We start from the raw sequence: 22653 nt of genomic DNA on the forward strand, positions 1-22653 counted from the left end.
GCGCGAGGCTAGTCTCACCTGCTGTCATGCCCGGCTTGACCGGGGCATCCAGTACGCCGCGGCTTATCCGTACCCCATCATCGTCTCTGGAATACTGGATCGCCCGGTCAAGCCGGGCGACGACAGTTTGCGTGTGGTGAGCCTTAAGCCGCAACCACAGCCGGGATCGGCAGCGCGGTGACCGACTTGATCTTCTCCATCGCGAAGCGCGAGGTGACGTTCTTCAGCGGCACGGCGCTGATCAGTTTCTTGTAGAACACGTCATAGGCCTGCATGTCCGCGACGACGACGCGCAGCATGTAATCGACGTCGCCGGCCATGCGATAGAACTCCATCACCTCAGGCATGGCGCTGACGGCGTCGGCGAACCTCTTGAGCCAGGCGTCGGAATGGTCGGAGCTCTCGACCGACACGAACACGGAGATGCCGAGCCCGATCTTGTTCTGGTCGACCAGCGCCACCCGCTTGGTAATCACGCCGTCGGCCTCCAGGCGCTGGATGCGCTTCCAGCAGGGGGTCGAGGACAGGCCGACGCGGTCGCCAATCTCGGCGACGGAGAGGGAGGCATCGTCCTGCAGCACCATCAGAATCTTGCGGTCGATGGCGTCGAGGCGGCGGCTGGTCTCGGGGAGTGGGACGGCTAGATCGGTCATTTGAAGAACTTTGTTCCATTTCAAGGGACGTTTTCCCTGATATAGAGAAAATCTTTCTATAGCAAGTCTATAATCTTGGCGCCCGCTCCAACGTCGCCGCCGGCGACATGCTCAAAAGCTCTTCAACTTCAACGCGTTGCGGGGCGGCCAGGCCGCCACCATGACGGGTGCATTTCAGCGCCGCGGCGGCCGCGGCGAATCGCAGCGCCTGCCGCACGCCGCCACCTTCGGCGAAGCGAAGCGTGAAGGCGCCATGGAAGACGTCGCCGGCGCCGAGCGTATCGACGGCCTGAACCGGGAAGGCCGGCGTCTGCTCCAATGCGCCGGTCTCGTTCAGCCAGATCGTGCCATACGGACCGCGGGTGGCGGCGAGGAAGGCGGGCGTGAGCGTGGCCAGGCGCTTCAATGCCGCGCCGTCATCGGGGATGCCGGCTGTCTCCTGCACCTGGTCACTGGCGAACAGCAGATGCGACGCGGTCGTGAGCAGGCTGTCCTGCAACGCCATGCGCGATCGACGCCGACGATGACGGCAATGCCGCGCCGGCGTGCCTCAGTGCAGAGCGAAGTTGCGAACGCGGCGCAGCGGCTTTCGACGAGAACCGCCCGGCAATCGGCGAGCAGCTTGTCGGCGTCGGGCAACTCGACTGTCCACAGGGCCGGATCGCGATAGATCGTGAGCGTTCGCTCGGCCGTCGCGTCAATGATGATGGCAGAGACGGGCGTGCTCGCATCAGGTATGCGCACGATATGGCTTGTGTCGATATTTTCGGATGTCATGCGGTCGAGAATGAAGCCGCTCGACGTCTCCTGCGCATCGCCCATCGGACCTGCGAACGCGACGCGGCCACCAAGCCGAGCGATAGCGATCGCGGCATTGAGTGCGTTGCCGCCGCAAATCTCCGCGAGATGGCTGGCATTCGCCTTGCTGCCGCGCGCGGGCACGGTTTCGACACGAAAGGTCAGGTCGCGCACGGGAATGCCGATGCAGAGGATGCGCGGCGCGATCCCTGGTGCAGCCATCTCCGTCTCAGCTCTTGTCGTGCACCCAGCGGCCGAGCAGGTGATGCGCAATCGCAAACGGATGCGGGCCGGCGAGCCCGTCAGGATGCGTCCGCGTCAGCATCAAGGCCGCCTCCTCGCGCGTGAACCAGCGCGCATCCTCCAACTCGGAGTGATCGACGACGATGTCCTCGCTCACCGCCCGCGCGCTGCACCCGATCATCAGCGACGACGGATAGGGCCAGGGCTGGGTCATGTAATATTGCACCTCGGTGCAGCGAATCCCGGATTCTTCGAAAATCTCGCGGCGCACCGCGTCCTCGATGGTTTCGGCGGCCTCGACGAAGCCGGCGAGGCAGGAATACATGCCCGGCGGAAACTGCTTCTGGCGGCCGAGCAGGCATTTGTCGCCGGCGGCGACGTGCATGATCACGACAGGGTCGGTGCGCGGGAAATGCTCGGCCTTGCAACTCGGGCACTCCCGCTTCCAGCCGCCTTCCTTCATCGCGGTACGCGTGCCGCAATTGGCGCAATAGCCGTGGCGCTGATGCCAGCTCACCATCGACTTCGCCATCGCGATCGCCGACAGCTCCTGCGGCGGCACCGCGCCCTGCATCGCCATGCCGCGCAGCTCGCTGAGGGCGTAGTCTTCGCGCCCGATCAGCTTCTCGGACGCGGCCTGCGACAGGCCCATTCCGAACATCGCGGCGCCGTCGCGCAAGCCTAAGAAGATCGTGCCGGGATTGGCGCCGCATTTCAACGCCTCGTCGATTCCGAGCAGCGCGCGCACTTTGTCGCCTTCGCGCTTCACCAGCAGTGAGTCGCGATAGACCACATAGGCGCGCGACGACGGCTTCTGCTCCATCGCGAACAGCTTTTCGTCGTCGCGGCGCAGATGCGCGGCGCGGTCGAGAATGTTGGTGACGAAGGCGGGTTGTCCCAGTGGAAACGAGTCAAATGCTGACATTTCTTGTTCTTTCAACCCAACCAGATCTTGCGGCGAAGCGCGCTGATGAAACTCTGCACCTCTGTGGCGTCGTGCGCCAAGGGCTGCATCACGCCCCAGACCGGCCGCGGCCAGGCGGCGTCACTGGTGCGGCGCGCGATGATGTGGACGTGAAGCTGCGGCACGAGGTTGCCGAGTGCCGCGATGTTGAGCTTGTCGCATTGGGTGATCTCCTTCAGCGCGCGCGAGACGCGGGAGATCTCGGTCATCAACTGCGCCTGCTGCACCTCGTCGAGGTCGATGATCTCCACTGCATCGGCGCGTCGCGGCACCAGCAGCAGCCAGGGATAATGCGCGTCCTTGATGACCAAGACCTTGCACAGCGGCAAATCGCCGATGTCGATAGTGTCCTCTTTCAGGCGGGAGTGCAGCGACCAGGCGGGTTCGGACATAAAGGTTTCCGGATGGCCCGACGGGATCGGGCATGGCGGGGCGGAACCCCTGAATATTTGCTGCGACCATACGATACGGAATCTGATTGGGGAAGGATGGCGCTCCGCAGAGGCGGCATACGCGATCGTCGTCCTGGACAAGCGCAGCGCCGATCCAGGACCCATTACCATCGGATTGGGTTTGGCGAAGATTCGGGGTTACCGACTTCGTGCCGCAACTTCTCTTTGGGGTAATGGGTCCTGGCTTTCGCCAGGACGACGGTGGGGCGTGCCTTTACCCCTCCGCCAACACCCGCGCATTGGCGCGGACCGAGGCTTCGCTGACGCGGATGCCGAGGCCGGCACCGTCCGGCACCACGACGTGGCCGCCGCGATTGGCGACGCGCTCTTCCAGCACGTCCTCGGTCAGCACATGATGCGGCATGTAGAATTCGCAGCCGAGCGAGATGCCCGGCGTCGCGGCGATCAGCTGCGTGCCGGCGGCAAGCCCGATGCCGCCCTCCCACAGCGTGCCGCCATAGCCGGGCAGGCCCGCGATGTCAGCGATCGCCATGATCGCCTGCGCCTCGAACAGGCCGCCGGCCTTCATCAGCTTGATCGAGACGGCATCTGCCGCCTCGCGGCGCACCACCTCCATCATGTCGCGGCGGTCGAAACAGCTTTCGTCGGCGAGCACCGGCGTTTCCAGCGCCGCGGTGAGCTGCGCCATCACGTCGAGAAATTTGCGCGGCACCGGCTGCTCGATGAAGGTCGGCGCAAACTGCTCGATATCGCGCAGGATTTTGATGGCGCCGAACGGCGCCAGCGCCTGGTTGTAATCGACGCGTAGATCGACCTTGTCGCCGAATTCTTTCCGGATCGACGCGAGATGATCGAGATCCTCGCGATGCGGCTTCACGCCGGTCTTGACCTTGTAGATCAAATTGCCGTCCGGAACCATCTTCCGCATGCGTTCGAGATCGGCGGCGAAATCCGGATCGGCGATCGAGAACGACAGCGGGATCGTGTCGCGTACGCGCCCGCCGAGCAGGTCGGCGACCGAAAGTCCCGACGACTTGCCGACGATGTCGAGCAGCGCCATCTCGATCGCGACCTTGGCTTCGGCATGTCCGACCAGCGCACGATCGAGCTCGGCCATCAGCGCGCGGATGCGGCGCACCGACTTGCCGAGCACGATTGGCCGCAAATAGATGTCGAGCGCGGCGAACGCCGCTTCCGGCGTTCCCGTGAACACTTCCCATGGTGCCGCCTCGCCCCAGCCGATCACGCCGTCGCTCGACGTGAGCTCCAGCAGCACGCGCTTCACCGTACCCTTGACGTTGCCGACGCCCTGGAGGCGCGCCATCTTGATCGGGCTCTCGATCAGGAACAGCCTGAGACGTTCGATGGTGGCTTCGGTCATGTCAGGCCTCCATTGACGTGCCAGACCTGGCCGGTGACGTAGGATGCTTTTGGGGATGCCAGGAAGGCGATGATCTCGGCGACTTCCTCCGGTCGCCCGCGGCGGCCCATCGGGATCAGCGTCTCGGTCGCGGCGATCTGCTCGGGTGTAAGCCGGCTTTCGCTGGGCTTGTCCTTGACGATCAGGCCCGGCGCGACGGCGTTGACGGTGATGCCCTCCCTGGCGAGCTCGACTGCGGTGAGCCGCACCAGCGCTTCGAGCGCGGAGCGGCTCGCGGCCGTCGCTGCAAAGGGCGCGAACTCCGGCCGGATCGCGTGAGCGACGAACGACGACACCGCCACGATCCGCGAATCTCGCCCTGCACGCAGCAGCGGCAGCGCGGCGTCCACCAACCGTGTGAACGCCAGCGCCGACTCGTCCATTGCCTTGCGGAACTGATCCGCCGGCGTACCGATGGCGCTGCCGCGCCGGGCATGGCCGCCGATCAGGATCAATCCGTCGAGCCGGCCGAAGGCACGTTGCGTAGCGGCGACGGCGTCGGTGGCCGCGGTCTCCTCGGCGAGATCGCCGAGGCATTTTGCGACGATCGCGCCTTGCGCTTCGGCTTCCGCCGCCGTGGCGTCGAGGCCGGCTGCGTTGGAGCGCGTGTGCAGCAGCAGCGCAGTGCCGGGCCCCGCGAGCAGTTTTGCGGTGGCGCGGCCGATGCCGCTGGCGGCGCCGGTGACGAGATAGACGCGATCGATTTCGGACATCACGATGCCGTTGTAACCGGCGGCAGCGCGCCGGTGCGGTGGAAATGGCTGAGGAACGCGCGCGTCGCTCCTTCCTGCGGATTGTCGATCACCTGTCGCGCCGGGCCTTCCTCGACCACGACGCCGTCGCGCATGAAGATCAGACGGTCGGCGACTTCGCGGGCAAAGGCGATCTCGTGGGTGACGATCACCATGGTCATGCCCTCCGACGCCAGCTGCTGCATGACGTTCAAGACCTCGCCGACAAGCTCGGGATCGAGCGCGGAGGTGACCTCGTCGAACAGCATCACGTCCGGCTCCATGGCGAGCGCCCGCGCAATCGCGACGCGCTGCTTCTGTCCGCCGGAGAGCGTTGCCGGATATTGGTCGGCCTTCTCTGCAAGGCCCACCTTCGCGAGTTGGGCCCGCGCCAGCTTCTCGGCGTCCGCCTTGGCCATGCGCCGCACCGTGACCGGTCCCTCCATCACGTTCTGCAGCGTCGTCATGTGCGGGAACAGATTGAAATGCTGGAACACCATGCCGGTGGTGGTACGGAATTTGGCCAGCGTCTTCACATCGGGGAGCTTCGTACCCTCGCCGAACGAAAAGCGGGTGTCGCCGACGCGAACGCTGCCGCCGTCGGGCGTCACCAGGAGGTTGATGCAGCGGAGCAGCGTCGACTTGCCGGAGCCGGACGGGCCGATCAGCGCCACGACGCCGCCCTTCGCGACATCCAGGCTGATGCTCTTCAAAACCTCGTTGCTGCCAAAGCTTTTGCGCAGCGTCCGGATCTCGATCTTGGAAGAGGTGTCGCTCATTCGCCGACCGCCAGTCGCTTCTCGCCGCGCCGGACCATGATGGTCAGGGGGATCAGGATCGCCGCATAGGCGACCGCGACGGCGGTGTAGGTTTCCAGCGGACGGTAGCTGTCATGGGCGGCGACCTGGCTCTGATAGACCAGATCAGGCACCGCCAGCACCGAGACCAGCGAGGTGTTCTTGAACTGGATGATCGACTGGTTCATCAGCGCCGGGATCATGCGCTTGATCGCCTGCGGCAGCACGATGCGCCGCATGCTCTGTCCCGGGGTCATACCGAGCGCGGCACCGGCTTCGGACTGGCCGCGGTCGATCGAGATGATGCCGCCGCGGATGATCTCCGAATAGAACGAGCCGCCATAGAGCGACAGCGCCAGCGCGGACGCCGTGATTGGGGTCATCTCGACACCCGCCAGGATCGGCAGCGCGTAATAGAACCAGATCAGCTGCACCAGGATCGGCGTGCAGCGGAACGCCTCGATGAAGGTGAGCGCGAGCAGGCGCACCGCGCGAAAGCGCGACAGGGTGCCGAACGCGCCGAACAGGCCGAAGACGAGGCCAAGCACGACGATGACCACGGTGAAGCCTACGGTGACGCCGAGCCCGTTGAGAAAGAGCCAGCGATAGCTCCAGAGGATGCCGAAGTCCCACTGATACATGCGTGTGTTACTCGTCGAACGCCTTGACCGCCGGCATTGTCGTCCGGGGCGATGCGAAGCATCGAGCCCGGAATCTCGAGATTCCGGGTTCGCCCTTTGGGCGCCCCGGAATGACAGTGGAAGACTACAGCGAAACGCCCGGCGGAATGTCCGCCTCGGTCACGCCCACCAGCTCCATGTTGGTGATGATGGCGTTGCGAATGAAGCCGAGGCCTTTGTTGAAGTCGATCCAGGTGTTGACGTAGTCGCGCCAGGTCTTGTCGGTCTCGCGGCGGAAGCCGGCGTTCGACGTGGTAGCAAAGATCGGCGTCGGCAGCACGAACTGGCCCAGCGAGGGATTTTTCTTCAGCACCGTGAGCGACAGCATGGTGATCAGGCACTGCGCGTCGACGCGGCCGGTCTGGAGCGCGGCGGTGGCGTCGTCGGCGGTCTTCAGCCGCGAGATCTGCGCCTTCGGCGTCAGGCGGCTCACGACCTGGTCGTGCGAGGAGCCCTGGTCGACCGCGATCTTGACGTCGGGCGAGTTCAGCTCGGCCCAGCTCTTCGGCTTGAAGTCCTTCTTGCAGAGGATGCCGAAGGCGTTGTTGAAGACCGGCACCGAGAAGTCGACCACCAGCGCGCGCTTCGGGGTCGGGTTGAGGCCGAAGAAGATGTCGATCTTGTTGGACTGGAGGTCGAGCACCGAATTGCCCCAGGTGGTCTCGGTGATCTCGAGCTCGGCCTCCATGTCCTCGGCGAGCGCCTTGGCGATGTCGACGTAAAAGCCTTTCCACTGGCCGGTCGAAAGATCCTTCATGTAATAGGGCGCGCCGCCGCCGACCGCGCCGATCCGCATCTTCTTGGTGCGGCGGATGCGGGCGAAGGTCGATTCGTTGGTATCGGCGGTCTGCGCCACGGCAGGGGAGGCCAGCGTCGCCGCGCCAATCGCGCCAAGTCCGACAATCGATGCAACATCACGACGTGTAACCATTGGGATCAATCGCTTTTCTGTTGGAAGAAGTTCCGGCAGCGTTCTTACCAAGGCGCCTCCGGCAGTGAAAGCACAGCCTATCGGCTGGGCAGACCAGGAATTGCCCGGATGCTGGGCAAGCCACCATGAAGCCGCGCCTGTTCAAGCCGATACCCGCTTGCTTTCCGGTCCTTTTGGCCCCAAATAGGGGCCGGGAGATTGGCGGTGGACGAGCCACTCGCCAACCGGGTCAGGTCCGGAAGGAAGCAGCCCTAACGAGGTCCGGATCGGGTCGCTCGTCAGTCTCCTACCTGTTTTTTCCGAGCGAATTGCGCCGGCGGCTCGGGCCGCCAGCGCGCTCCTTTCCGCAAAGCCGGCCGAAAGACACTTCATTGCGGATCGACCGATGACCGACGCTGGCGCCCCTCCCAACCCTGAAAGCGCCGGCCGGGCCAGCACGCCCTACCGGGTGCTGGCGCGGAAATACCGTCCTTCCTCATTCGACGATCTGATCGGCCAGGAAGCCGTGGTCCGCACCGTCTCAAATGCATTCGAGACCGGTCGCATTCCGCAGGCCTGGATCCTCACCGGCGTCCGCGGGGTCGGCAAGACCACCACTGCGCGCATCCTTGCCCGCGCGCTCAACTACGAGATGCCGGATGGCTCGGTGAAGGGCCCGACGGTCCAGATGCCGACGCTCGGCGTGCATTGCCAGGCCATCATGGAAAGCCGGCACATGGACGTGCTGGAGATGGACGCGGCCTCGCACACCGGCGTCGACGACGTCCGTCAGATCAATGACAGCGTCCGCTACGCGCCGGCCAGCGCCCGCTACAAGGTCTACATCATCGACGAAGTCCACATGCTGTCGACGGCGGCGTTCAACGCCTTCCTGAAGACGCTGGAGGAACCGCCGGAGCACGCCAAGTTCGTGTTCGCAACGACCGAGATCCGCAAGGTTCCGGTCACGGTGCTGTCGCGCTGCCAGCGTTTTGACCTGCGCCGCGTCGAGGCCGACGTGCTGATGAAGCATCTGGCCAACATCGCGGCCAAGGAAAACGTCGAGATCGAGCCCGAAGCACTAGGTATCATCGCGCGCGCCGCGGAAGGCTCGGTGCGCGATTCGCTCTCGCTGCTCGATCAGGCGATCGCGCATGCGGCAGGCACCGTGAAGGCCGATGCCGTCAGGCAGATGCTGGGGCTCGCCGACCGCACCCGTGTCATCGATCTTTTCGATTCTCTGGCGCGTGGCGACATCGCGTCCGCGTTTAGGGAGTTCCGCGACCAGTACGACGTCGGCGCCGATCCGATCGTCGTGCTCTCGGATCTCGCCGAATTCGTCAATTTCGTCACCCGCGTGAAGATCGTGCCGGCGACCGCCGACAACGTCGCCTATGGCGAGACCGAGCGCGTGCGCGCGCGGGATTTCGCCTCGAAGATCTCGATGCGCGTGCTGTCGCGGATGTGGCAGATGCTGCTCAAGGGCATCACCGAGGTGCAGGCCGCGACGCGGCCCGCCGCAGCCGCCGAGATGGTGCTGGTGCGCATCGCCTATGTCGCCGACCTGCCGACGCCTGACGAAGCGATCAAGATGCTGGAGCAGAACGGCGGTGGTTCGCCAGTCGTGAGCGGCGGCAGTGCCGCGCGCAACGCGCCGGCCGGGCCGGTGGCGTCCGCGGCTCCCGTTCGCATGCCGAATTCGTCACCGTCCTCGTTCGGCGGCGGTGGTGCTCGTCCGCAGATGGCAACACCCGCGCCGGATCCGCAAGCTGCCACGCCCGTGTTGCGCGTCACGAGCTTCACCCAGCTCGTTGCCCTGGCCGGGCAGAAGCGCGACCTCCTGACCAAGGGCGCGCTCGAAGGCGACATGCGCCTCGTTCGTTTCGAGGAGGGCCGGCTGGAAGTCGCGCTCGAGCCGAACGCCTCCAAGACCATGATTTCCGATCTCGCGCGAAAATTCGAGCTCTGGACCGGGCGCCGCTGGACCGTGATCGTCTCCAACGAGCCGGGCCAGCCGACGCTGCGCTCGGTAAGCCAGGCGGCCAAGCAGGAACATGCGCGCACCGCCGAGGCCGATCCGCGCGTGCGCGAGGTGCTGTCGCGGTTTCCGGGTGCGAAGGTCGTCGAGGTCCGCAGGCTTGCCCCCGAGGCGCCGGAATCCGATATTAACGCCGACTATGGCAGTGACGATCCGCCCGACGGTTCCGACGGCGACGATCTCTAGAGCATGATCCGGAAAAAGCGTGCAGCGCTTTTCCGACTGGATCACGCTCAAAACAATCAGCGAAGGCGCGACGATGAGTCATCGCGCCAACCAAGGACAGCACCGATGGTCGATATTTTCGGCATGATGAAGCAGGCGCAGCAGCTGCAATCCAAGATGCAGGAGATGCAGGACCAGCTCGCCAACGTCGAGGTCGAGGGCATCTCCGGCGGCGGTCTCGTCGCCGTGCGCATGACCGCGAAGATGGACGTCAAGGGCGTCAAGATCGATCCTTCGCTGATGAAGGCGGAAGAGCGCGAGGTGCTCGAGGATCTGCTCGTCACCGCCTTCGGCGAGGCCCGCCGCAAGGCGGAAGCCGCCATGCAGGAGAAGATGCAGTCGCTCACCGGCGGGCTCGGTCTGCCGCCGGGGCTGTCGGGGCTGTTCGGCCAGTAGGATGGGCGCTGTTGCGGGTCCTGAAATCGAGCGGCTGGTCCAGCTTCTCGCGCGGCTGCCGGGCCTCGGTCCGCGCTCGGCGCGGCGCGCCGCGTTGCATCTGATCAAGAAGCGCGAAGCGCTGATGATACCGCTGTCCTCGGCCATGCAGGTCGCGCTCGAGAAGGTCCAGGTCTGCAAGACCTGCGGCAACATCGACACGCAAAGTCCCTGCACGGTCTGCACCGATCCGAGGCGCGACCCCTCGATCATCGTCGTCGTCGCCGACGTTGCCGATCTCTGGGCGCTGGAACGGGCCAATGCCACTCAAGGGCGCTATCACGTGCTGGGTGCGACATTGTCGCCGCTCGACGGCGTCGGCCCGCAGGACCTCACCATCGAGGCGCTGGTCGCGCGCGCGCATGAGGCACAGGTGCATGAGGTCATCCTGGCGCTGAATGCCACCGTCGACGGCCAGACCACGGCACATTACATCACCGACCTGCTTCAGGACGCCAACGTAAAAGTAACCCGGCTCGCCCATGGTGTGCCGGTCGGCGGCGAGCTTGATTATCTCGATGAAGGTACGCTATCGGCCGCGATGCGGCAGCGCACCCTGTTCTAGCCATCCAGACTTACGGAACGGACGACATGACGAAACTTTTCGCCACACGATGGGCTTTGGTCGCGACGCTGACGATGCTGGCGACGCCGGCCATCTCCGCGCAACAGGACGACGGGGCTCCGCCGCCGTCGAAGCCCGGCAAGCCGATCAATGCCGGGGAGGTGCTGTCGGGCGAGCTGAACACGATGAAAGTGCGCGACGTCAAGAACGTCGGCAAGCGGGTTGCGACCTACCAGATCACCTCCGAGCCGCGCCGACTGCCGCCGCCGAGCGGGCTGTGCAATCTCGAGACCGGACCCGAAACCTTCCAGCTCGTTCCCAGCGGCGACGCGCAGGCAGCGCAGCTGAAGACGTTTGCCGGCAAGGAGATCTCGGTCAAGGTCGACGAAGTCGCCTGCGCCAGCGATCCCGGCCAGATGAGCGAGGCCGTGATCACGAAATGGAGCCTGATCAAGAAGCAGTAGGGGGCGCCCCGTTTGCTCGCCACACATATAAGCGCATCTGTTTTTCGTCATGCCCGGGCTCGTCCCGGGCATCCACGTTTTTGGCGCCGCGTAGCAAGGCGTGGATGGCCGGGACAAGCCCGGCCATGACGGCGTTGCGCTAAACCCGCACCGGCCCCAGCGCATCAAAATGCCCGCGCTTCTGCAACCAGGCCAGCAGCACCAGGCTCGGGATCGCCACCAGCATGCAGATCACGAAGAACAGCGGCCAGCCGGTGGTATCAGCCACGAAGCCGGCGCCTGACGAGAGATAGGTCCGCCCCACCGCGGCAAGCGCGGTGAGCAGCGCATATTGCGTCGCCGTGTGCAGCGGGTTCTGGCAGAGCGCCGAAAGATAGGCGACGAAGATCACCGTGCCGATGGCGCTGGTGAAGTTCTCACAGGTGATGGCGAAGGCGAGCGCCCATTGGCTGGTGCCGACGAAGGCCAGCCAGGAGAAGGAGAGGTTCGCGAGCGCCTGCACCACGCCGCCGATCCAGAGGCTGGTCGCAAGCGAATAGCGCCGCGCGACGAAGCCGCCGGCAAAGCCGCCGATCAGAGTCGCAGCAAGGCCCACGCCCTTCACGATCGCCGCATAGTCGTTGCGGGAGAAGCCGAGGTCGATCACGAACGGCGCGGTCATCGTGCCGGAAAAGGCGTCGGTGAACTTGAACAGCACGACGAAGGCGAGTGCCGCAAGCGCGTCCTTGCGCGTCAGGAATTCCGAGAAGGCGCCGATTGCCGCGTGCAGCACGCGCGCGAGCGCGGTCTGCGTCTGCGTCGCGGCTTCCGCCCGCAATGACTGCTCGGGCTCGGTCGCGACCAGCGCCGTCATCGTCCCGATCAGCACCATCGCCGCCATCACCACATAGCCCCACATCCAGGCGGACGTGCGGGTGATGCCGGTGCTCTCGAAGCCGGAGACGATGAACAGCGCGCCGGCGGTCGAGACCAGCATGCCGATGCGATAGGCCGCGACATAGGACGCCATGCCGGCGGCCTGCTCGCTCTCCGGCAGGCTCTCGACGCGGAAGGCGTCGACCACGATGTCCTGCGTCGACGAGGCCGTCGCCACCAGCAATGCGCCGAGCGCGACGTAGAACGGCGAGCGCGCGGGATCGGTCAGCGCCAGCAGCAGGATCGCTGCGATCAGCAGCAATTGCGAGAACAGCAGCCAGCCGCGGCGCCGCCCGAACGCGCGCGTGAACAGCGGCACATGCATCGCATCGACCAGCGGCGCCCACAGGAATTTCAGCGTGTAGGGCGTGCCGACCAGCGCAAACAGCCCGATGGTCTTGAGATCGACGCCGGATTCCCGCATCCACACCAGCAGCGTCGAGCCCGACAGCGCCAGCGGCAGCCCGGACGAGAAACCGAGGAACAGCACGATCAGCACCCGCGGCTGCAGGTAAACGGCAAGGCTGTCACGCCAGGAGGTGGGGGCCGTGCCGGGGCCGGCAGGGGAGGTCGCGTCGGGTGCGGTCATGGCAGGGTGTTAGCAGATTCTGAGAGCCACAAGTGAGGTGTCGTCGCCCGGCTTGACCGGGCGACCCAGTATTCCAGAGGCCGGAGTTATGGAGGGCCCGCGATCTCCGCATAGAGATCGTTCCAATCGGGATTATCCTTCTCGATCAGCGCAAGCTTCCAGGCGCGCGTCCATTTTTTCAGGCGCTTCTCGCGTTTTATCGCATTCTCGGGATCATCGAATTGCCCGAAATAGACTAGCTTCACAACGCCATATTCCTTCGTGAAGCTCTCGACTAACTGCAATTTGTGTTCGGCCACACGGCGGATGAGATCGTTCGTTACGCCAATGTAGAGCGTGTCGCCCATCTTGCTGGCGAGAATGTACACGTAGTAGCAGCGCCCGCCCATCTGCCGTCTCTGGGATACTGGGTCGCCCGGTCAACCCGGGCGACGACAGTGTGTTCTATATTCTACTCCCCCGCCTGGAGCTTCCTCGGGAACAGCTCGGCAGCGCCGGTGGCCACGAGATGCGGGGCTTCGGGCGCATCGCTCTTGCTGAAATCGAGCTCTTCGATCCGCCCCGCGCGCTTCTCGATCTTGTCGGCGGAGATCAGGATCTGGCGGACGTCCTCGTTGGCGTCGGCAAAGTGCTTCTGCAATTTCAGCACGCGCTCGCGCAGGCGGCCGAGATCGTCGCCGAGCTTGATCACCTCGGTCTGGATCTGGTCGGCGGCATCGCGCATGCGCGCGTCCTTCATGATCTGCTGCATCACCTGGATTGCGAGCATCAAAAGCGACGGCGACACCAGCACGACGCGGGCGCGATACGCCTTCTGGATCACGTCGTCGAAACCGTCGTGGATCTCGGCGTAGACCGATTCCGACGGCACGAACATCAACGCCATTTCCTGGGTCTCGCCGGCGACGAGATATTTTTCGGCAATGTCGCTGACATGCTTCATCACGTCACCGCGCAGCCGCTGCGTGGCGATGCGCTTTTCCTCATCGGTGCGCGCATCATGCAGCGCGGTCATCGCCTCCAGCGGAAATTTCGCGTCGATGCAGAGCGGACGCTGGTCGGGCAGGAACACGACGCAGTCCGGACGCTTGCCGGTCGAGAGCGTGAACTGGAACTCGTAGGCGCCCTTCGGCAGACCGTCCTGGACGATCGCTTCCATCCGCGCCTGACCGAAGGCGCCGCGCGACTGCTTGTTGGCGAGCACGTCGCGCAGGGTCGTCACCTGCGTGGTGAGGTCGGTGAGGTTCTTGTGTGCGCTGTCGATGATGCCGAGCCGCTCGTGCAGCGCGTGCAGGCTCTCCATGGTGTTGCGGGTCGAGTGCTCCATGGACTGGCCGACGCGGTGGGTCACCGAATCCAGCCGCTCGTTGACCGCGCGCGCCATGTCGGCCTGGCGGCCGGCCAGCGTCTGGGTCATGGCGTCGACCCGGCCCGCAGCCTCGCTCTGGGCGTGCAGCATCTGGCTGATGCGCTCCTCGAGCTCGTCGGCGCGGATGGCGTTGGCCATCGCGAGTTCCGCGCCGCGCCGCCCTGACCGCGCGATCACGACGGCAATCACGAGCAGCAGGATAAGGACCAGGGCGCCGAAGCCGATCAGCGCGTCCACGGTGCGCACCGGCCAGTCGCCAAGCATGAAAATGATCTCGTTCATGCCCCTGCTTCTAGCCGATTCGCTTCGAGACACGAACGAATAGCGAACATTTATGGTAAATGCTCTGTTAATTTTTATGGTTAACGAAACCTGAAGTTTTATGGTTAGCGGAGGGTTAACGGGGTTCCCGGCCGCATTGACCGCATCGAACGCGCGGCTTAAATCGCGGCCATGGCCCTCAGAGAAATCATCATCCTGCCCGACAAGCAGCTGCGTCTGGTCTCCAAGCCGATCGAGAAGGTCACGCCGGAGATCCGCAAGCTTGCCGACGACATGTTCGAGACCATGTACGACGCGCCCGGCATCGGGCTCGCGGCGATCCAGATCGCGCAGCCGTTGCGGCTGATCACCATGGACCTCGCCAAGCCCGACCAGGACGGCGAGACCAAGCCCGAGCCGCGCGTCTTCATCAATCCGGAAATCATCGCCTCTTCGGAGGACCTGTCGGTCTACGAGGAAGGCTGCCTGTCGATCCCCGAATATTACGAGGAGGTCGAGCGCCCTGCGAAGGTGCGGGTGCGCTACACCGATCTCGACGGCAAGGTGCACGAGGAGGACGCCGAAGGCCTCTACGCCACCTGCATCCAGCACGAGATCGACCATCTCAACGGCGTGCTGTTCGTCGACTATCTGTCAAAGCTCAAGCGCGACCGCGTGCTGAAGAAGTTCGAGAAAGCCGCCAAGCGCGCGGAGTGAGGTTCTCTGTCGATGCCCCTCCGCCTGATCTTCATGGGCACGCCCGATTTCTCCGTGCCGACGCTGCTCGAGCTCGTCGCGCATGGCCACGAGATCGCGGCCGTGTACACGCGCGCGCCGAAGCCCGGCGGACGGCGCGGGCTGCAATTGCAGCCGACCCCGGTGGAAGAGGCCGCGCGAAAGCTCGGTGTGCCCGTGCTGACGCCGAAGACTTTGAAAACGCCGGAGGCGCTGGAAGAGTTTCGCGCCTTTGACGCCGATGCGGCCGTCGTCGTCGCCTATGGCATGATCCTGCCGCAGGCGATCCTCGATGCGCCAAAGCTCGGCTGCTACAACCTGCACGCCTCGCTGCTGCCACGCTGGCGCGGTGCCGCTCCCATCAACCGCGCGATCATGGCCGGCGATGCCGAGAGCGGCGTGATGGTGATGAAGATGGATGTTGGCCTCGACACCGGCGACGTCGCTATGGCGGAACGGCTCGCGATCACGGACAACATGACCGCGCTCGATCTGCACGATCGTCTGTCGCGGCTCGGTGCCGATCTGATGGTGCGCGCCATGGCCGCGCTGGCGCGCGGCGGGCTTCAGCTGAAGCAGCAGAGCGAGGACGGCGTCACCTATGCCGCCAAGATCGACAAGGCCGAGGCGCGGATCGACTGGACCAGGCCCGCACGCGAGGTGCTGCGCCATATCCACGGCCTGTCGCCGTTTCCCGGCGCCTGGGCCGAACTTGAGAATGCGCGAGTCAAGATCCTGCGCTGCGAGCTGGCGAAAGGCACGGGCGCACCCGGTGAGGTGCTCGACGATCACCTCACCATCGCCTGCGGCGAGGGCGCAATCCGTCTGATCGAGCTCCAGCGCGAAGGCAAGGCACGCATGCAGGCCGCGGACTTCCTGCGCGGCGTGCCGTTGAAGACCGGCGCCAAATTCACCTGACGCTGTCATACCCCGCGAAGGCGGGGTATCCAGTACGCCGAGGCTTCTCGGTCGAACGGATAGGCTGCGGAGTACTGGATCGCCCGGTCGAGCCGGGCGATGACAGCGAAACTGGACAAGATGCCCCGCTACAAGCTCACCATCGAATATGACGGCGCGCCGTTCTTCGGCTGGCAGGTGCAGGAGACGCTGCCCTCGGTGCAAGGGGCGCTGGAGGCTGCCGTCAAGGCGATGACCGGCGCGGATGCGCGCGTGCACGGCGCCGGGCGCACCGATGCCGGCGTGCATGCGCGCGGCCAGGTCGCGCATGTCGATATCGCGAAGCAGTTTCCGCCGGGCCGTTTTCGCGACGGCTTGAATGCGCATCTGCGCCCGCATCCGGTGGCGGTGCTCGAAGCGGATATCGTGCCTGATAGTTTCGAGGCGCGCTTCTCGGCCATCAAGCGCCACTACCGCTACCGTATCGTCAACACTCGCGCCAATCTCGCACTCGATGCCGGCCACGCCTGGCGCGTGCCGCGCCGGCTCGACGCCGATGCGATGCATGCGGCGGCACAACGCCTGCTCGGCAAGCACGATTTCACCACCTTCCGCGACACCGAGTGCCAGGCCAGGTCGCCGGAGAAGACGCTCGATCAGCTCGACGTGCTGCGCGACGGGCGCGAGATCACCATAGTCACCTCGGCGCGCTCATTCCTGCACAGCCAGGTGCGCTCGATGGTGGGGTCGCTGATGTGGGTCGGCGAAGGCCGCTGGACCCCCGACGATCTCTCCGCAGCGCTCGCCGCACGCAACCGCGCCGCCTGCGGCATCGTCGCCCCGCCGGACGGGCTGTATCTGATGCAGGTGGATTATTGATGGGGTGAGGGCGCGTACTCTCGCTACATCCCCCACTGTCATGCCCCGGCTTGACCGGGGCATCCAGTACGCCGCGGCCTCTCGGCTCAGTCACTACCCTCACGGGATACTGGATCGCCCGGTCAAGCCGGGCGATGACAGCAGTGGGTTTGGCGGCAATGGGGCCTACCCAAAATACCTCGCCAAAATCCCGCGATACACCTTGGTCAGCTGCTCCAGATCCCTGACCGGCACGCGTTCGTCGACCTGGTGCATGGTCTGGCCGACCAGGCCGAATTCGATCACCGGGCAATAGCTCGAGATGAAGCGCGCGTCCGAGGTGCCGCCTGACGTCGACAGCTCTGGCTTGCGGCCCGTCACTTCCTCGATCGCGGACACCGCGAGTTCGGTGAACGGGCCGGGCTTGGTCACGAACACGTTCGAGTTCGAGGGCTCCCAGACGATGCGGGCGCGAATGCGGTTGCCGCAGGCTTTTGTCAGCCGCGTCTCGACCAGCTCGCGCAGGCTCGCCTGAGTGTGGTTGTCGTTGTAGCGGATGTTGAATTTTGCGCGCGCTTGTCCCGGGATGACGTTGTTGGCGGTGTTGCCGACGTCGACCGAGGTGAATTCGAGGTTGGAGGCCTGGAACTGCGTGCTGCCATGGTCGAGCGGCTCGTCCGAGATGGCCACGATCAGCCGCGCGATATCAGGCACCGGATTGGCGGCGCGGTGCGGATAGGCGACGTGACCCTGCACGCCGTCGACATACAGCGTGCCGGATTGCGAGCCGCGGCGGCCGACCTTGATGGTGTCGCCGAGGGTCTCGACATTGGAGGGCTCGCCCAGCACACAATGATCGAATTTCTCGCCGCGCTCGGCCGCCCATTGCAGCAGCTTGATGGTGCCGTTGATGGAGACGTCTTCCTCGTCGCCGGTGATCAGAAAGGAAATCGAACCTTTGCCGTCGCGGCGCGGCTTGCCGTCGTTCGCGGCGAGATGCTCCAGCACCGCGGCGACCGAGCAGGCGATGCCGCCCTTCATGTCGACCGCGCCGCGGCCGTGCAGAAAGCCGTCCTTCACCTCGCCGGAGAACGCGCCGACGCTCCAGGCGCTCTCGTCGCCAGGCGGCACCACGTCGGTGTGGCCGGCAAAGGTGATGTGCGGCCCGTCAGTGCCGATCCGCGCATAGAGATTGTCGACGTCGGCGGTGCCGGGCTGGCTGAAGGTCACGCGGTGGCACCTGAAGCCCGCCGCATTGAGGGCCTGTTCGAGCACGCCCAGCGCACCGGCATCGGCCGGAGTTACAGAGGGGCAGCGGATGAGATCGCGGGCAATCGAGAGAGCATCGGTCATGCGCCCCGCTTAACATGCATGCCGCCGGGTGGGCTAGCACTGGGCGGGACAAATTCGATCTCACCCTGCTGGTCCCAGCTTTTTGCCGCAGGTGCGGGCGCGGAGCCATCTTCAAGGACGGCCAGTGGATCGGGGCCGAACCGGTTGTCGCCCGAGGTGCCGGGCACAATGAACATTTCCACGAGGCCCCAAAACCACGGAATGTGCACGGCCCAGGCGACGGCAAGAACCCAGTTTGAATTGGTGGGCAGCAGGTCCGAGAACTGGTCGAACAACGCAGGCACGACGAAGAACGGAACCAGCCACCAGCCGCTCCGGTCGCGATCGTGCAGCCGCTTGGTCGCGGTTGCGAGATAGATCCACAGGAATAGCAAAGTGCCGAACACTTTGAGGATGAGGGTCGCCCGATCGGCCGTAGCCAGCTGACGATAGGCCCTGGGATCGACCACGTTGAAGATGTCGTCGACACCGAAATCGAAGTCGACTTTGAAGTTGAAGGCGAAAGTTGCGGCCCCGTTCAGCACCTTGATGGCCTGGTCGATCATCCCGAGCATGCAGGCCAGCATCATGACGATCAGCAGCACCTGCCACAGCAGCGCGCGGTTGATGCGGCCGTCGAAGCGGAAGAGATACCAGATCCAGTCCATACCAAAGGCTCCGGGCGGGAAAGGTCGCCCGAATCTTGGTCGCGATGGGGGGAGGGCGGGTTCGATGAACCCTCGGTGTCGTCCGGCAGCTGGTGCCGCGAATCAATCCCGCAGCAGCTCGTTGATGCTGGTCTTGGAGCGCGTGCGCTCGTCGACGCGCTTGACGATGACGGCGCAGGCGGTGCTCGGGCCGATCTGGCCGTTCTTCATGGGCTTGCCGGGCAGCGCGCCGGGAACGACGACCGAATATTCCGGCACCTCGCCGATGAAGATCTCGCCGGTCTCGCGATCGACGATCTTGGTCGACGCCCCCAGGAACACGCCCATCGACAGCACCGCGCCCTTGCGCACGATCACGCCCTCGGCGACCTCGGAGCGCGCGCCGATAAAGCAATCGTCCTCGATGATCACGGGCTCGGCCTGCAGCGGCTCGAGCACGCCGCCGATGCCGACGCCGCCGGAGATGTGCACGCGCTTGCCGATCTGCGCGCAGGAGCCGACGGTCGACCAGGTGTCGATCATGGTGGATTCATCGACGTAGGCGCCGAGATTGACGAAGGACGGCATCAGCACGACGTTGCGGGCGATGAAGGCGGAGCGGCGCACGATGGAGCCGGGGACGGCGCGGAAACCGGCATCGCGAAAGCGGTTCTCGCCCCAGCCGTCGAACTTCGAGGGCACCTTGTCCCACCAGGCCGCCTTGCCGGGGCCACCGGGAATGGCGCCCATGTCGTTGAGGCGGAACGAGAGCAGCACCGCCTTCTTCAGCCATTGATTGACCTTCCACTTGCCGTCGGCCCCGCGCTCGGCAACGCGGGCCTCACCCTTGTCCAGAATCTCCAGCGCGTGATCCACGGCCTCGCGGACCTCGCCCCTGGTCGAGGTCGAGACGCCGTCGCGCGCCTCGAAGGCGCCGTTGATGGTGGATTCGAGGGCGGACAGGGACATTTGGCGATCCTTGAGCGGTATTTGCGGGGAATTTGGATCGCTTTTTCGGGACTTGGAGCGAGAGAGTCAAGAACGCAGTCGGCCATGTCCCGACGCGTTCGGATGCGCCCGGGACATGGCCGGCGGCTATTTTGATGTGCCCGCGAGCTCGATACCGTTCACGATACCCTCGCAGAGGCCGGCGAGCTCATTTCCGAGTTCGGTCAATGCCGGCGAGCGGTAGCGCGCGAAGGCCATAGCCGGATCAAGCCATCGCAGTTCGGCTTGACCGTCGGGAAATCCGATCACGGCGAATTTTAGGGGGGCCTCGAGCAGTGCCGCGCTATCGGCCGCCAGCAGCCGCGACATCAGGCGTGGGTGGAAAAACAGGACCTGACGCGCGGGGCCGATGGCGAAGCCGCCACGACTGAGCAGCATTTGCGGGTCGATCTCGTGCAGGATCCAGAGGTCTGCCGCAATGATTCCCTGCTTCAAGCGGGTGACCACCTCTTCGACGGTCAGCGAAGAGGAGACCGACCGTTGAAACGAGCTTGCGGCCGAACCGCATCCGGAGAAGGCCACAGGTTGCGGTGTTTGCGTCATCGGATCAGCCTTCGCCCGGCTTCGGTGCCCGGCTCGAATCGAACGCTTCGAGCGTCCGTGCCGAGTAGACCAACGACGCCCCCGCACCGATCGCAATCGCCACGCCGAGGGCCTCGGCGAGCTCCTCACGGCTCGCGCCGAAACGTGCGGCGGCGGCGGCGTGAACCGCAATACACCCGTCGCAGCGGGCGGTCACGGCCGCCGCCAGCGCGATCAACTCGCGCGTCTTTCCGTCCAGCTTTCCTGTCTGGGGGCCAGCCGCGCCAAGTTCGCGATAGCCCTTCAGCGTCGCCGGGCTTAGGGCACCAATGTCGCCGATCCGCGCCAGCAAGTCGCTCCGATAGGCGCTCCAATCCATCATCATTGTCTCTCTCCTCGAACGGCGGGTTGTTGCCGAGCTCGAGAGATAGACGTGCGGTCTCGCCGGAGCCATCAGCTATGGGCGTATGGCCGCCATACAGCTTGCCGAAGCGTCAGGCGAATTGACGGAATTCTCCCGCGATGAAGTCCACCACGGCGCGAACCCGCCGGACCTTGCCGGTGTCGCGATGAAATCCCAGCCACAGCTCGCGGCTCGGGACGGGCGCCGGCGTCTTGATCGAACGAAGCGCGGGATAGGCCGAGGCCAGCCGAGTCGGCAAGCAAACCAGCCCCGCGCCGGCGGCGGCCGCAGCGGCCTGACCATCGCGGCTATTGCTGCAGAATCCAACACGTGCCTGCGGCAAATAGCGACGCAGCCACTTCGCCTCCGCAACACTTTCGGCGAGCGCCGCGTTCATTGTAATGAGCGCAGCGTCGGCGCCACCGTCCGAAAAATCGGGCGGTCCCTTTGCCTTGAGATAGGCAGCAGCAGCATAAAGCTCGAACGGAATGCTGGCGATCTTCCGCTGCATCAGTCCGTCCTGCTGGAAGCGCCCGAAGCGCAGGGCGACATCTATCTCCCGCCGCGTGAGGCTCAGGGCCTCGGCGTCAGTAACCAGCTCGACGGTGACGGTCGGATGCGCCGCGCAGAACTTCGCCAGCAAAGGCGAGAGGATCCGTGCCCCGAGCCATTCGGGCGAGGTCACGCGCACCGTTCCGGTCAGTCCAGCGCTGCTGCCAACTGCGATCCGCTGCGCCGCCAGTGCTGCGTCCTCCATCCTCTCGGCATAATCGAGAATCTGCCGTCCGGTGTCGGAGAGCCGAAGGCCGGACGGAAGGCGGTCGAACAGGATCGCACCGAGCTTGCTTTCGAACAGTTCGAGGCGCCGGCTCATTGTCGGTTGCGTGGTGCCCAGCTTTCGTGCGGCACCCGAGAGGCTTTTTTCGCGAGCCAGGTGCAGGAAGTAGCGCAGGTCTTCCCATTCGATCGCAGCCAAGTCTGTCGGCTTCTGAGGCACGGTCGCTCCTGCGTTGCTGCGGGGGTCAGCCGATCGCGAGCGACTGCAGAAACCCAGTCAGATCGTCGGTGACGTGGTCGACATGGGCCGCATCACGGCCCGCCAGTTCCCAATCTTCACGCACCACTTGCTTGGTGCCGTCCGGCACCACGAGTATCGTGGTCATGCCGAGCTCGTGCGGAACGGTGAGGTTGCGGGCGAGGTCCTCGAACATCGCTGCGCGGGTCGGATCGACCGAATGGTCGGCGAGAAACTTCCGGTAGGTCTGTGGCGCCGGCTTCGGCTCGAATTCGGCGGCGATGATGTCGAACACGCCGTCGAAATGCGTGGCAAAGCCGAGTCGCGCCAGCACCGCATCGACATGATCGACCGAGCCGTTGGTCAGGATCAGCTTTCGTCCCGGCAGTTTTGCAATGGCCTCGCCCAGGGCCGGGTTCGGCTCCAGCGGGGAATGGTCGATCTTGTGGACATAGGCGAGATAGTCGTCGGCGCGTACACCATGCAGGGTCATCATGCCACGCATGGTGGTGCCGAAGCGCTGGTAATAATCCTTCTGGATCTTGCGCGCTTCCACCGGTGTCAGATTGAGCCAGTTGCAAACGAACTCGGTGATCCGCGCATCGACCTGCTGCCACAGATTGACGTGGTGCGGATAGAGCGTGTTGTCGAGGTCGAACACCCAGGTGTCGATATGGGCAAAGGCGCGGGAGGAGGTCATTTTCACTCTCTATCCGCTGACCGCGGCGGCGCCCCACCCTCAATCGTCGTCTTGGCGAAAGCCAGG

General features: G+C 64.9%; 25 protein-coding genes, 1 other RNA gene and 1 pseudogene. 8 read left to right on the plus strand and 19 right to left on the minus strand.

Annotation, left to right across the window (positions count from 1 at the left end):
* Positions 1 to 143: 143 nt before the first annotated feature.
* The 9 genes and pseudogenes from IVB19_RS02235 to IVB19_RS02275 all read right to left on the minus strand — a co-directional run bounded on the left by IVB19_RS02235 (position 144) and on the right by IVB19_RS02275 (position 7630).
* Positions 144 to 653, minus strand: a complete 510-nt coding sequence (locus IVB19_RS02235) for an Lrp/AsnC family transcriptional regulator (RefSeq protein ID WP_018453007.1) — start codon at positions 651 to 653, stop codon at positions 144 to 146.
* Positions 654 to 720: 67 nt separating this feature from the next.
* Positions 721 to 1673, minus strand: a pseudogene (locus IVB19_RS02240) (sugar kinase).
* 7 nt (positions 1674 to 1680) lie between these two features.
* The gene (gene nudC / locus IVB19_RS02245; protein ID WP_085351593.1) at positions 1681 to 2619 is read right to left on the minus strand and encodes an NAD(+) diphosphatase; all 939 of its coding nucleotides are present in this window, start codon (positions 2617 to 2619) and stop codon (positions 1681 to 1683) included.
* Positions 2620 to 2630: 11 nt separating this feature from the next.
* Positions 2631 to 3050, minus strand: coding sequence for an HIT domain-containing protein (locus IVB19_RS02250; protein WP_018453010.1), 420 nt, complete (start codon positions 3048 to 3050; stop codon positions 2631 to 2633).
* A 274-nt stretch (positions 3051 to 3324) separates the two neighbouring features.
* Positions 3325 to 4452, minus strand: coding sequence for a muconate cycloisomerase family protein (locus tag IVB19_RS02255; protein ID WP_247820941.1), 1128 nt, complete (start codon positions 4450 to 4452; stop codon positions 3325 to 3327).
* Positions 4449 to 5204: an SDR family NAD(P)-dependent oxidoreductase gene (locus IVB19_RS02260; RefSeq protein ID WP_085351591.1), complete on the minus strand. Its 756-nt coding sequence runs from the start codon at positions 5202 to 5204 to the stop codon at positions 4449 to 4451. The genes IVB19_RS02255 and IVB19_RS02260 overlap by 4 nt, the downstream gene beginning before the upstream one ends.
* Entirely contained in the window at positions 5204 to 6001 is a 798-nt protein-coding gene (locus IVB19_RS02265; protein WP_247820942.1) for an amino acid ABC transporter ATP-binding protein, read from the minus strand. Before IVB19_RS02265 ends, IVB19_RS02260 begins: the two co-directional genes overlap by 1 nt.
* A complete protein-coding gene (locus tag IVB19_RS02270) occupies positions 5998 to 6660 on the minus strand; it encodes an amino acid ABC transporter permease (protein WP_018453014.1) in 663 nt (220 codons plus the stop codon). Before IVB19_RS02270 ends, IVB19_RS02265 begins: the two co-directional genes overlap by 4 nt.
* Before the next feature lie 124 nt (positions 6661 to 6784).
* Entirely contained in the window at positions 6785 to 7630 is an 846-nt protein-coding gene (locus IVB19_RS02275; protein ID WP_204512757.1) for a transporter substrate-binding domain-containing protein, read from the minus strand.
* A 193-nt stretch (positions 7631 to 7823) separates the two neighbouring features.
* On the opposite strand from IVB19_RS02275, the gene ffs reads away from it, so the two are divergent.
* The 5 genes from ffs to IVB19_RS02300 all read left to right on the plus strand — a co-directional run bounded on the left by ffs (position 7824) and on the right by IVB19_RS02300 (position 11336).
* An RNA gene (ffs, locus tag IVB19_RS02280) (signal recognition particle sRNA small type) lies at positions 7824 to 7920 on the plus strand.
* A 95-nt stretch (positions 7921 to 8015) separates the two neighbouring features.
* The gene (locus IVB19_RS02285; protein ID WP_247820943.1) at positions 8016 to 9833 is read left to right on the plus strand and encodes a DNA polymerase III subunit gamma/tau; all 1818 of its coding nucleotides are present in this window, start codon (positions 8016 to 8018) and stop codon (positions 9831 to 9833) included.
* Between the two features lie 105 nt (positions 9834 to 9938).
* The gene (locus IVB19_RS02290; RefSeq protein ID WP_007597704.1) at positions 9939 to 10268 is read left to right on the plus strand and encodes a YbaB/EbfC family nucleoid-associated protein; all 330 of its coding nucleotides are present in this window, start codon (positions 9939 to 9941) and stop codon (positions 10266 to 10268) included.
* Position 10269: 1 nt separating this feature from the next.
* Positions 10270 to 10872 carry a recombination mediator RecR gene (gene recR, locus IVB19_RS02295; protein WP_018453017.1) on the plus strand — a complete coding sequence of 201 codons (603 nt, stop codon included), beginning with the start codon at positions 10270 to 10272 and terminating at the stop codon, positions 10870 to 10872.
* A gap of 26 nt (positions 10873 to 10898) precedes the next feature.
* Entirely contained in the window at positions 10899 to 11336 is a 438-nt protein-coding gene (locus IVB19_RS02300; protein WP_026232439.1) for a hypothetical protein, read from the plus strand.
* A gap of 139 nt (positions 11337 to 11475) precedes the next feature.
* Here the strand turns inward: IVB19_RS02300 and IVB19_RS02305 are convergent, their stop codons facing one another.
* The 3 genes from IVB19_RS02305 to IVB19_RS02315 all read right to left on the minus strand — a co-directional run bounded on the left by IVB19_RS02305 (position 11476) and on the right by IVB19_RS02315 (position 14491).
* The gene (locus IVB19_RS02305) at positions 11476 to 12840 is read right to left on the minus strand and encodes an AmpG family muropeptide MFS transporter (RefSeq protein ID WP_204512756.1); all 1365 of its coding nucleotides are present in this window, start codon (positions 12838 to 12840) and stop codon (positions 11476 to 11478) included.
* Between the two features lie 86 nt (positions 12841 to 12926).
* Entirely contained in the window at positions 12927 to 13229 is a 303-nt protein-coding gene (locus IVB19_RS02310) for a GIY-YIG nuclease family protein (protein WP_247820944.1), read from the minus strand.
* Between the two features lie 62 nt (positions 13230 to 13291).
* Positions 13292 to 14491, minus strand: coding sequence for a DNA recombination protein RmuC (locus tag IVB19_RS02315; protein WP_247820945.1), 1200 nt, complete (start codon positions 14489 to 14491; stop codon positions 13292 to 13294).
* 171 nt (positions 14492 to 14662) lie between these two features.
* On the opposite strand from IVB19_RS02315, the gene def reads away from it, so the two are divergent.
* The 3 genes from def to truA all read left to right on the plus strand — a co-directional run bounded on the left by def (position 14663) and on the right by truA (position 16981).
* Positions 14663 to 15187: a peptide deformylase gene (gene def, locus IVB19_RS02320; RefSeq protein WP_007597693.1), complete on the plus strand. Its 525-nt coding sequence runs from the start codon at positions 14663 to 14665 to the stop codon at positions 15185 to 15187.
* Between the two features lie 12 nt (positions 15188 to 15199).
* The gene (gene fmt, locus IVB19_RS02325; RefSeq protein ID WP_018453023.1) at positions 15200 to 16123 is read left to right on the plus strand and encodes a methionyl-tRNA formyltransferase; all 924 of its coding nucleotides are present in this window, start codon (positions 15200 to 15202) and stop codon (positions 16121 to 16123) included.
* A 120-nt stretch (positions 16124 to 16243) separates the two neighbouring features.
* On the plus strand, positions 16244 to 16981 hold the full coding sequence (gene truA, locus IVB19_RS02330) for a tRNA pseudouridine(38-40) synthase TruA (protein WP_247821653.1): 738 nt from the start codon (positions 16244 to 16246) through the stop codon (positions 16979 to 16981).
* A gap of 165 nt (positions 16982 to 17146) precedes the next feature.
* On the opposite strand, the gene dapE is transcribed toward truA, so the two are convergent.
* From dapE to IVB19_RS02365, 7 genes are all read right to left on the minus strand, one after another.
* Positions 17147 to 18313 (minus strand): succinyl-diaminopimelate desuccinylase, encoded by a 1167-nt coding sequence (dapE, locus tag IVB19_RS02335; RefSeq protein WP_247820946.1) that lies wholly within the window; start codon positions 18311 to 18313, stop codon positions 17147 to 17149.
* Positions 18310 to 18960: a DUF805 domain-containing protein gene (locus tag IVB19_RS02340; protein ID WP_247820947.1), complete on the minus strand. Its 651-nt coding sequence runs from the start codon at positions 18958 to 18960 to the stop codon at positions 18310 to 18312. The genes dapE and IVB19_RS02340 overlap by 4 nt, the downstream gene beginning before the upstream one ends.
* A gap of 102 nt (positions 18961 to 19062) precedes the next feature.
* Complete coding sequence (gene dapD / locus IVB19_RS02345; RefSeq protein ID WP_247820948.1) at positions 19063 to 19908, minus strand: 2,3,4,5-tetrahydropyridine-2,6-dicarboxylate N-succinyltransferase; 846 nt, start codon at positions 19906 to 19908, stop codon at positions 19063 to 19065.
* 126 nt (positions 19909 to 20034) lie between these two features.
* Positions 20035 to 20490 carry a DUF302 domain-containing protein gene (locus IVB19_RS02350; protein WP_247820949.1) on the minus strand — a complete coding sequence of 152 codons (456 nt, stop codon included), beginning with the start codon at positions 20488 to 20490 and terminating at the stop codon, positions 20035 to 20037.
* 4 nt (positions 20491 to 20494) lie between these two features.
* Entirely contained in the window at positions 20495 to 20854 is a 360-nt protein-coding gene (locus tag IVB19_RS02355) for a carboxymuconolactone decarboxylase family protein (RefSeq protein ID WP_094183287.1), read from the minus strand.
* 109 nt (positions 20855 to 20963) lie between these two features.
* Positions 20964 to 21869: a LysR family transcriptional regulator gene (locus IVB19_RS02360; RefSeq protein ID WP_247820950.1), complete on the minus strand. Its 906-nt coding sequence runs from the start codon at positions 21867 to 21869 to the stop codon at positions 20964 to 20966.
* 25 nt (positions 21870 to 21894) lie between these two features.
* On the minus strand, positions 21895 to 22587 hold the full coding sequence (locus IVB19_RS02365; RefSeq protein ID WP_085351583.1) for a pyrimidine 5'-nucleotidase: 693 nt from the start codon (positions 22585 to 22587) through the stop codon (positions 21895 to 21897).
* Between the last annotated feature and the right edge of the window lie 66 nt (positions 22588 to 22653).

The organism is Bradyrhizobium sp. 187 (assembly GCF_023101005.1).
Lineage (GTDB): Bacteria > Pseudomonadota > Alphaproteobacteria > Rhizobiales > Xanthobacteraceae > Bradyrhizobium > Bradyrhizobium canariense_D.

Excerpts from the sequence above, each read along its gene's own strand:
- IVB19_RS02355 (WP_094183287.1), bottom strand. The coding sequence starts at position 20,854 with ATGATGATGGATTGGAGCGCCTATCGGAGCGACTTGCTGGCGCGGATC.
- dapE (WP_247820946.1), bottom strand. The coding sequence starts at position 18,313 with ATGACCGATGCTCTCTCGATTGCCCGCGATCTCATCCGCTGCCCCTCT.
- IVB19_RS02255 (WP_247820941.1), bottom strand. The coding sequence starts at position 4,452 with ATGACCGAAGCCACCATCGAACGTCTCAGGCTGTTCCTGATCGAGAGC.
- IVB19_RS02270 (WP_018453014.1), bottom strand. The coding sequence starts at position 6,660 with ATGTATCAGTGGGACTTCGGCATCCTCTGGAGCTATCGCTGGCTCTTT.
- nudC (WP_085351593.1), bottom strand. The coding sequence starts at position 2,619 with ATGTCAGCATTTGACTCGTTTCCACTGGGACAACCCGCCTTCGTCACC.
- IVB19_RS02260 (WP_085351591.1), bottom strand. The coding sequence starts at position 5,204 with ATGTCCGAAATCGATCGCGTCTATCTCGTCACCGGCGCCGCCAGCGGC.
- fmt (WP_018453023.1), top strand. The coding sequence starts at position 15,200 with ATGCCCCTCCGCCTGATCTTCATGGGCACGCCCGATTTCTCCGTGCCG.
- IVB19_RS02300 (WP_026232439.1), top strand. The coding sequence starts at position 10,899 with ATGACGAAACTTTTCGCCACACGATGGGCTTTGGTCGCGACGCTGACG.
- IVB19_RS02315 (WP_247820945.1), bottom strand. The coding sequence starts at position 14,491 with ATGAACGAGATCATTTTCATGCTTGGCGACTGGCCGGTGCGCACCGTG.
- IVB19_RS02275 (WP_204512757.1), bottom strand. The coding sequence starts at position 7,630 with ATGGTTACACGTCGTGATGTTGCATCGATTGTCGGACTTGGCGCGATT.
- IVB19_RS02235 (WP_018453007.1), bottom strand. The coding sequence starts at position 653 with ATGACCGATCTAGCCGTCCCACTCCCCGAGACCAGCCGCCGCCTCGAC.
- dapD (WP_247820948.1), bottom strand. The coding sequence starts at position 19,908 with ATGTCCCTGTCCGCCCTCGAATCCACCATCAACGGCGCCTTCGAGGCG.
- IVB19_RS02340 (WP_247820947.1), bottom strand. The coding sequence starts at position 18,960 with ATGGACTGGATCTGGTATCTCTTCCGCTTCGACGGCCGCATCAACCGC.
- IVB19_RS02250 (WP_018453010.1), bottom strand. The coding sequence starts at position 3,050 with ATGTCCGAACCCGCCTGGTCGCTGCACTCCCGCCTGAAAGAGGACACT.
- IVB19_RS02310 (WP_247820944.1), bottom strand. The coding sequence starts at position 13,229 with ATGGGCGGGCGCTGCTACTACGTGTACATTCTCGCCAGCAAGATGGGC.
- IVB19_RS02350 (WP_247820949.1), bottom strand. The coding sequence starts at position 20,490 with ATGACGCAAACACCGCAACCTGTGGCCTTCTCCGGATGCGGTTCGGCC.
- def (WP_007597693.1), top strand. The coding sequence starts at position 14,663 with ATGGCCCTCAGAGAAATCATCATCCTGCCCGACAAGCAGCTGCGTCTG.
- IVB19_RS02265 (WP_247820942.1), bottom strand. The coding sequence starts at position 6,001 with ATGAGCGACACCTCTTCCAAGATCGAGATCCGGACGCTGCGCAAAAGC.
- IVB19_RS02285 (WP_247820943.1), top strand. The coding sequence starts at position 8,016 with ATGACCGACGCTGGCGCCCCTCCCAACCCTGAAAGCGCCGGCCGGGCC.
- IVB19_RS02290 (WP_007597704.1), top strand. The coding sequence starts at position 9,939 with ATGGTCGATATTTTCGGCATGATGAAGCAGGCGCAGCAGCTGCAATCC.
- recR (WP_018453017.1), top strand. The coding sequence starts at position 10,270 with ATGGGCGCTGTTGCGGGTCCTGAAATCGAGCGGCTGGTCCAGCTTCTC.
- IVB19_RS02305 (WP_204512756.1), bottom strand. The coding sequence starts at position 12,840 with ATGACCGCACCCGACGCGACCTCCCCTGCCGGCCCCGGCACGGCCCCC.
- truA (WP_247821653.1), top strand. The coding sequence starts at position 16,244 with ATGCCCCGCTACAAGCTCACCATCGAATATGACGGCGCGCCGTTCTTC.
- IVB19_RS02365 (WP_085351583.1), bottom strand. The coding sequence starts at position 22,587 with ATGACCTCCTCCCGCGCCTTTGCCCATATCGACACCTGGGTGTTCGAC.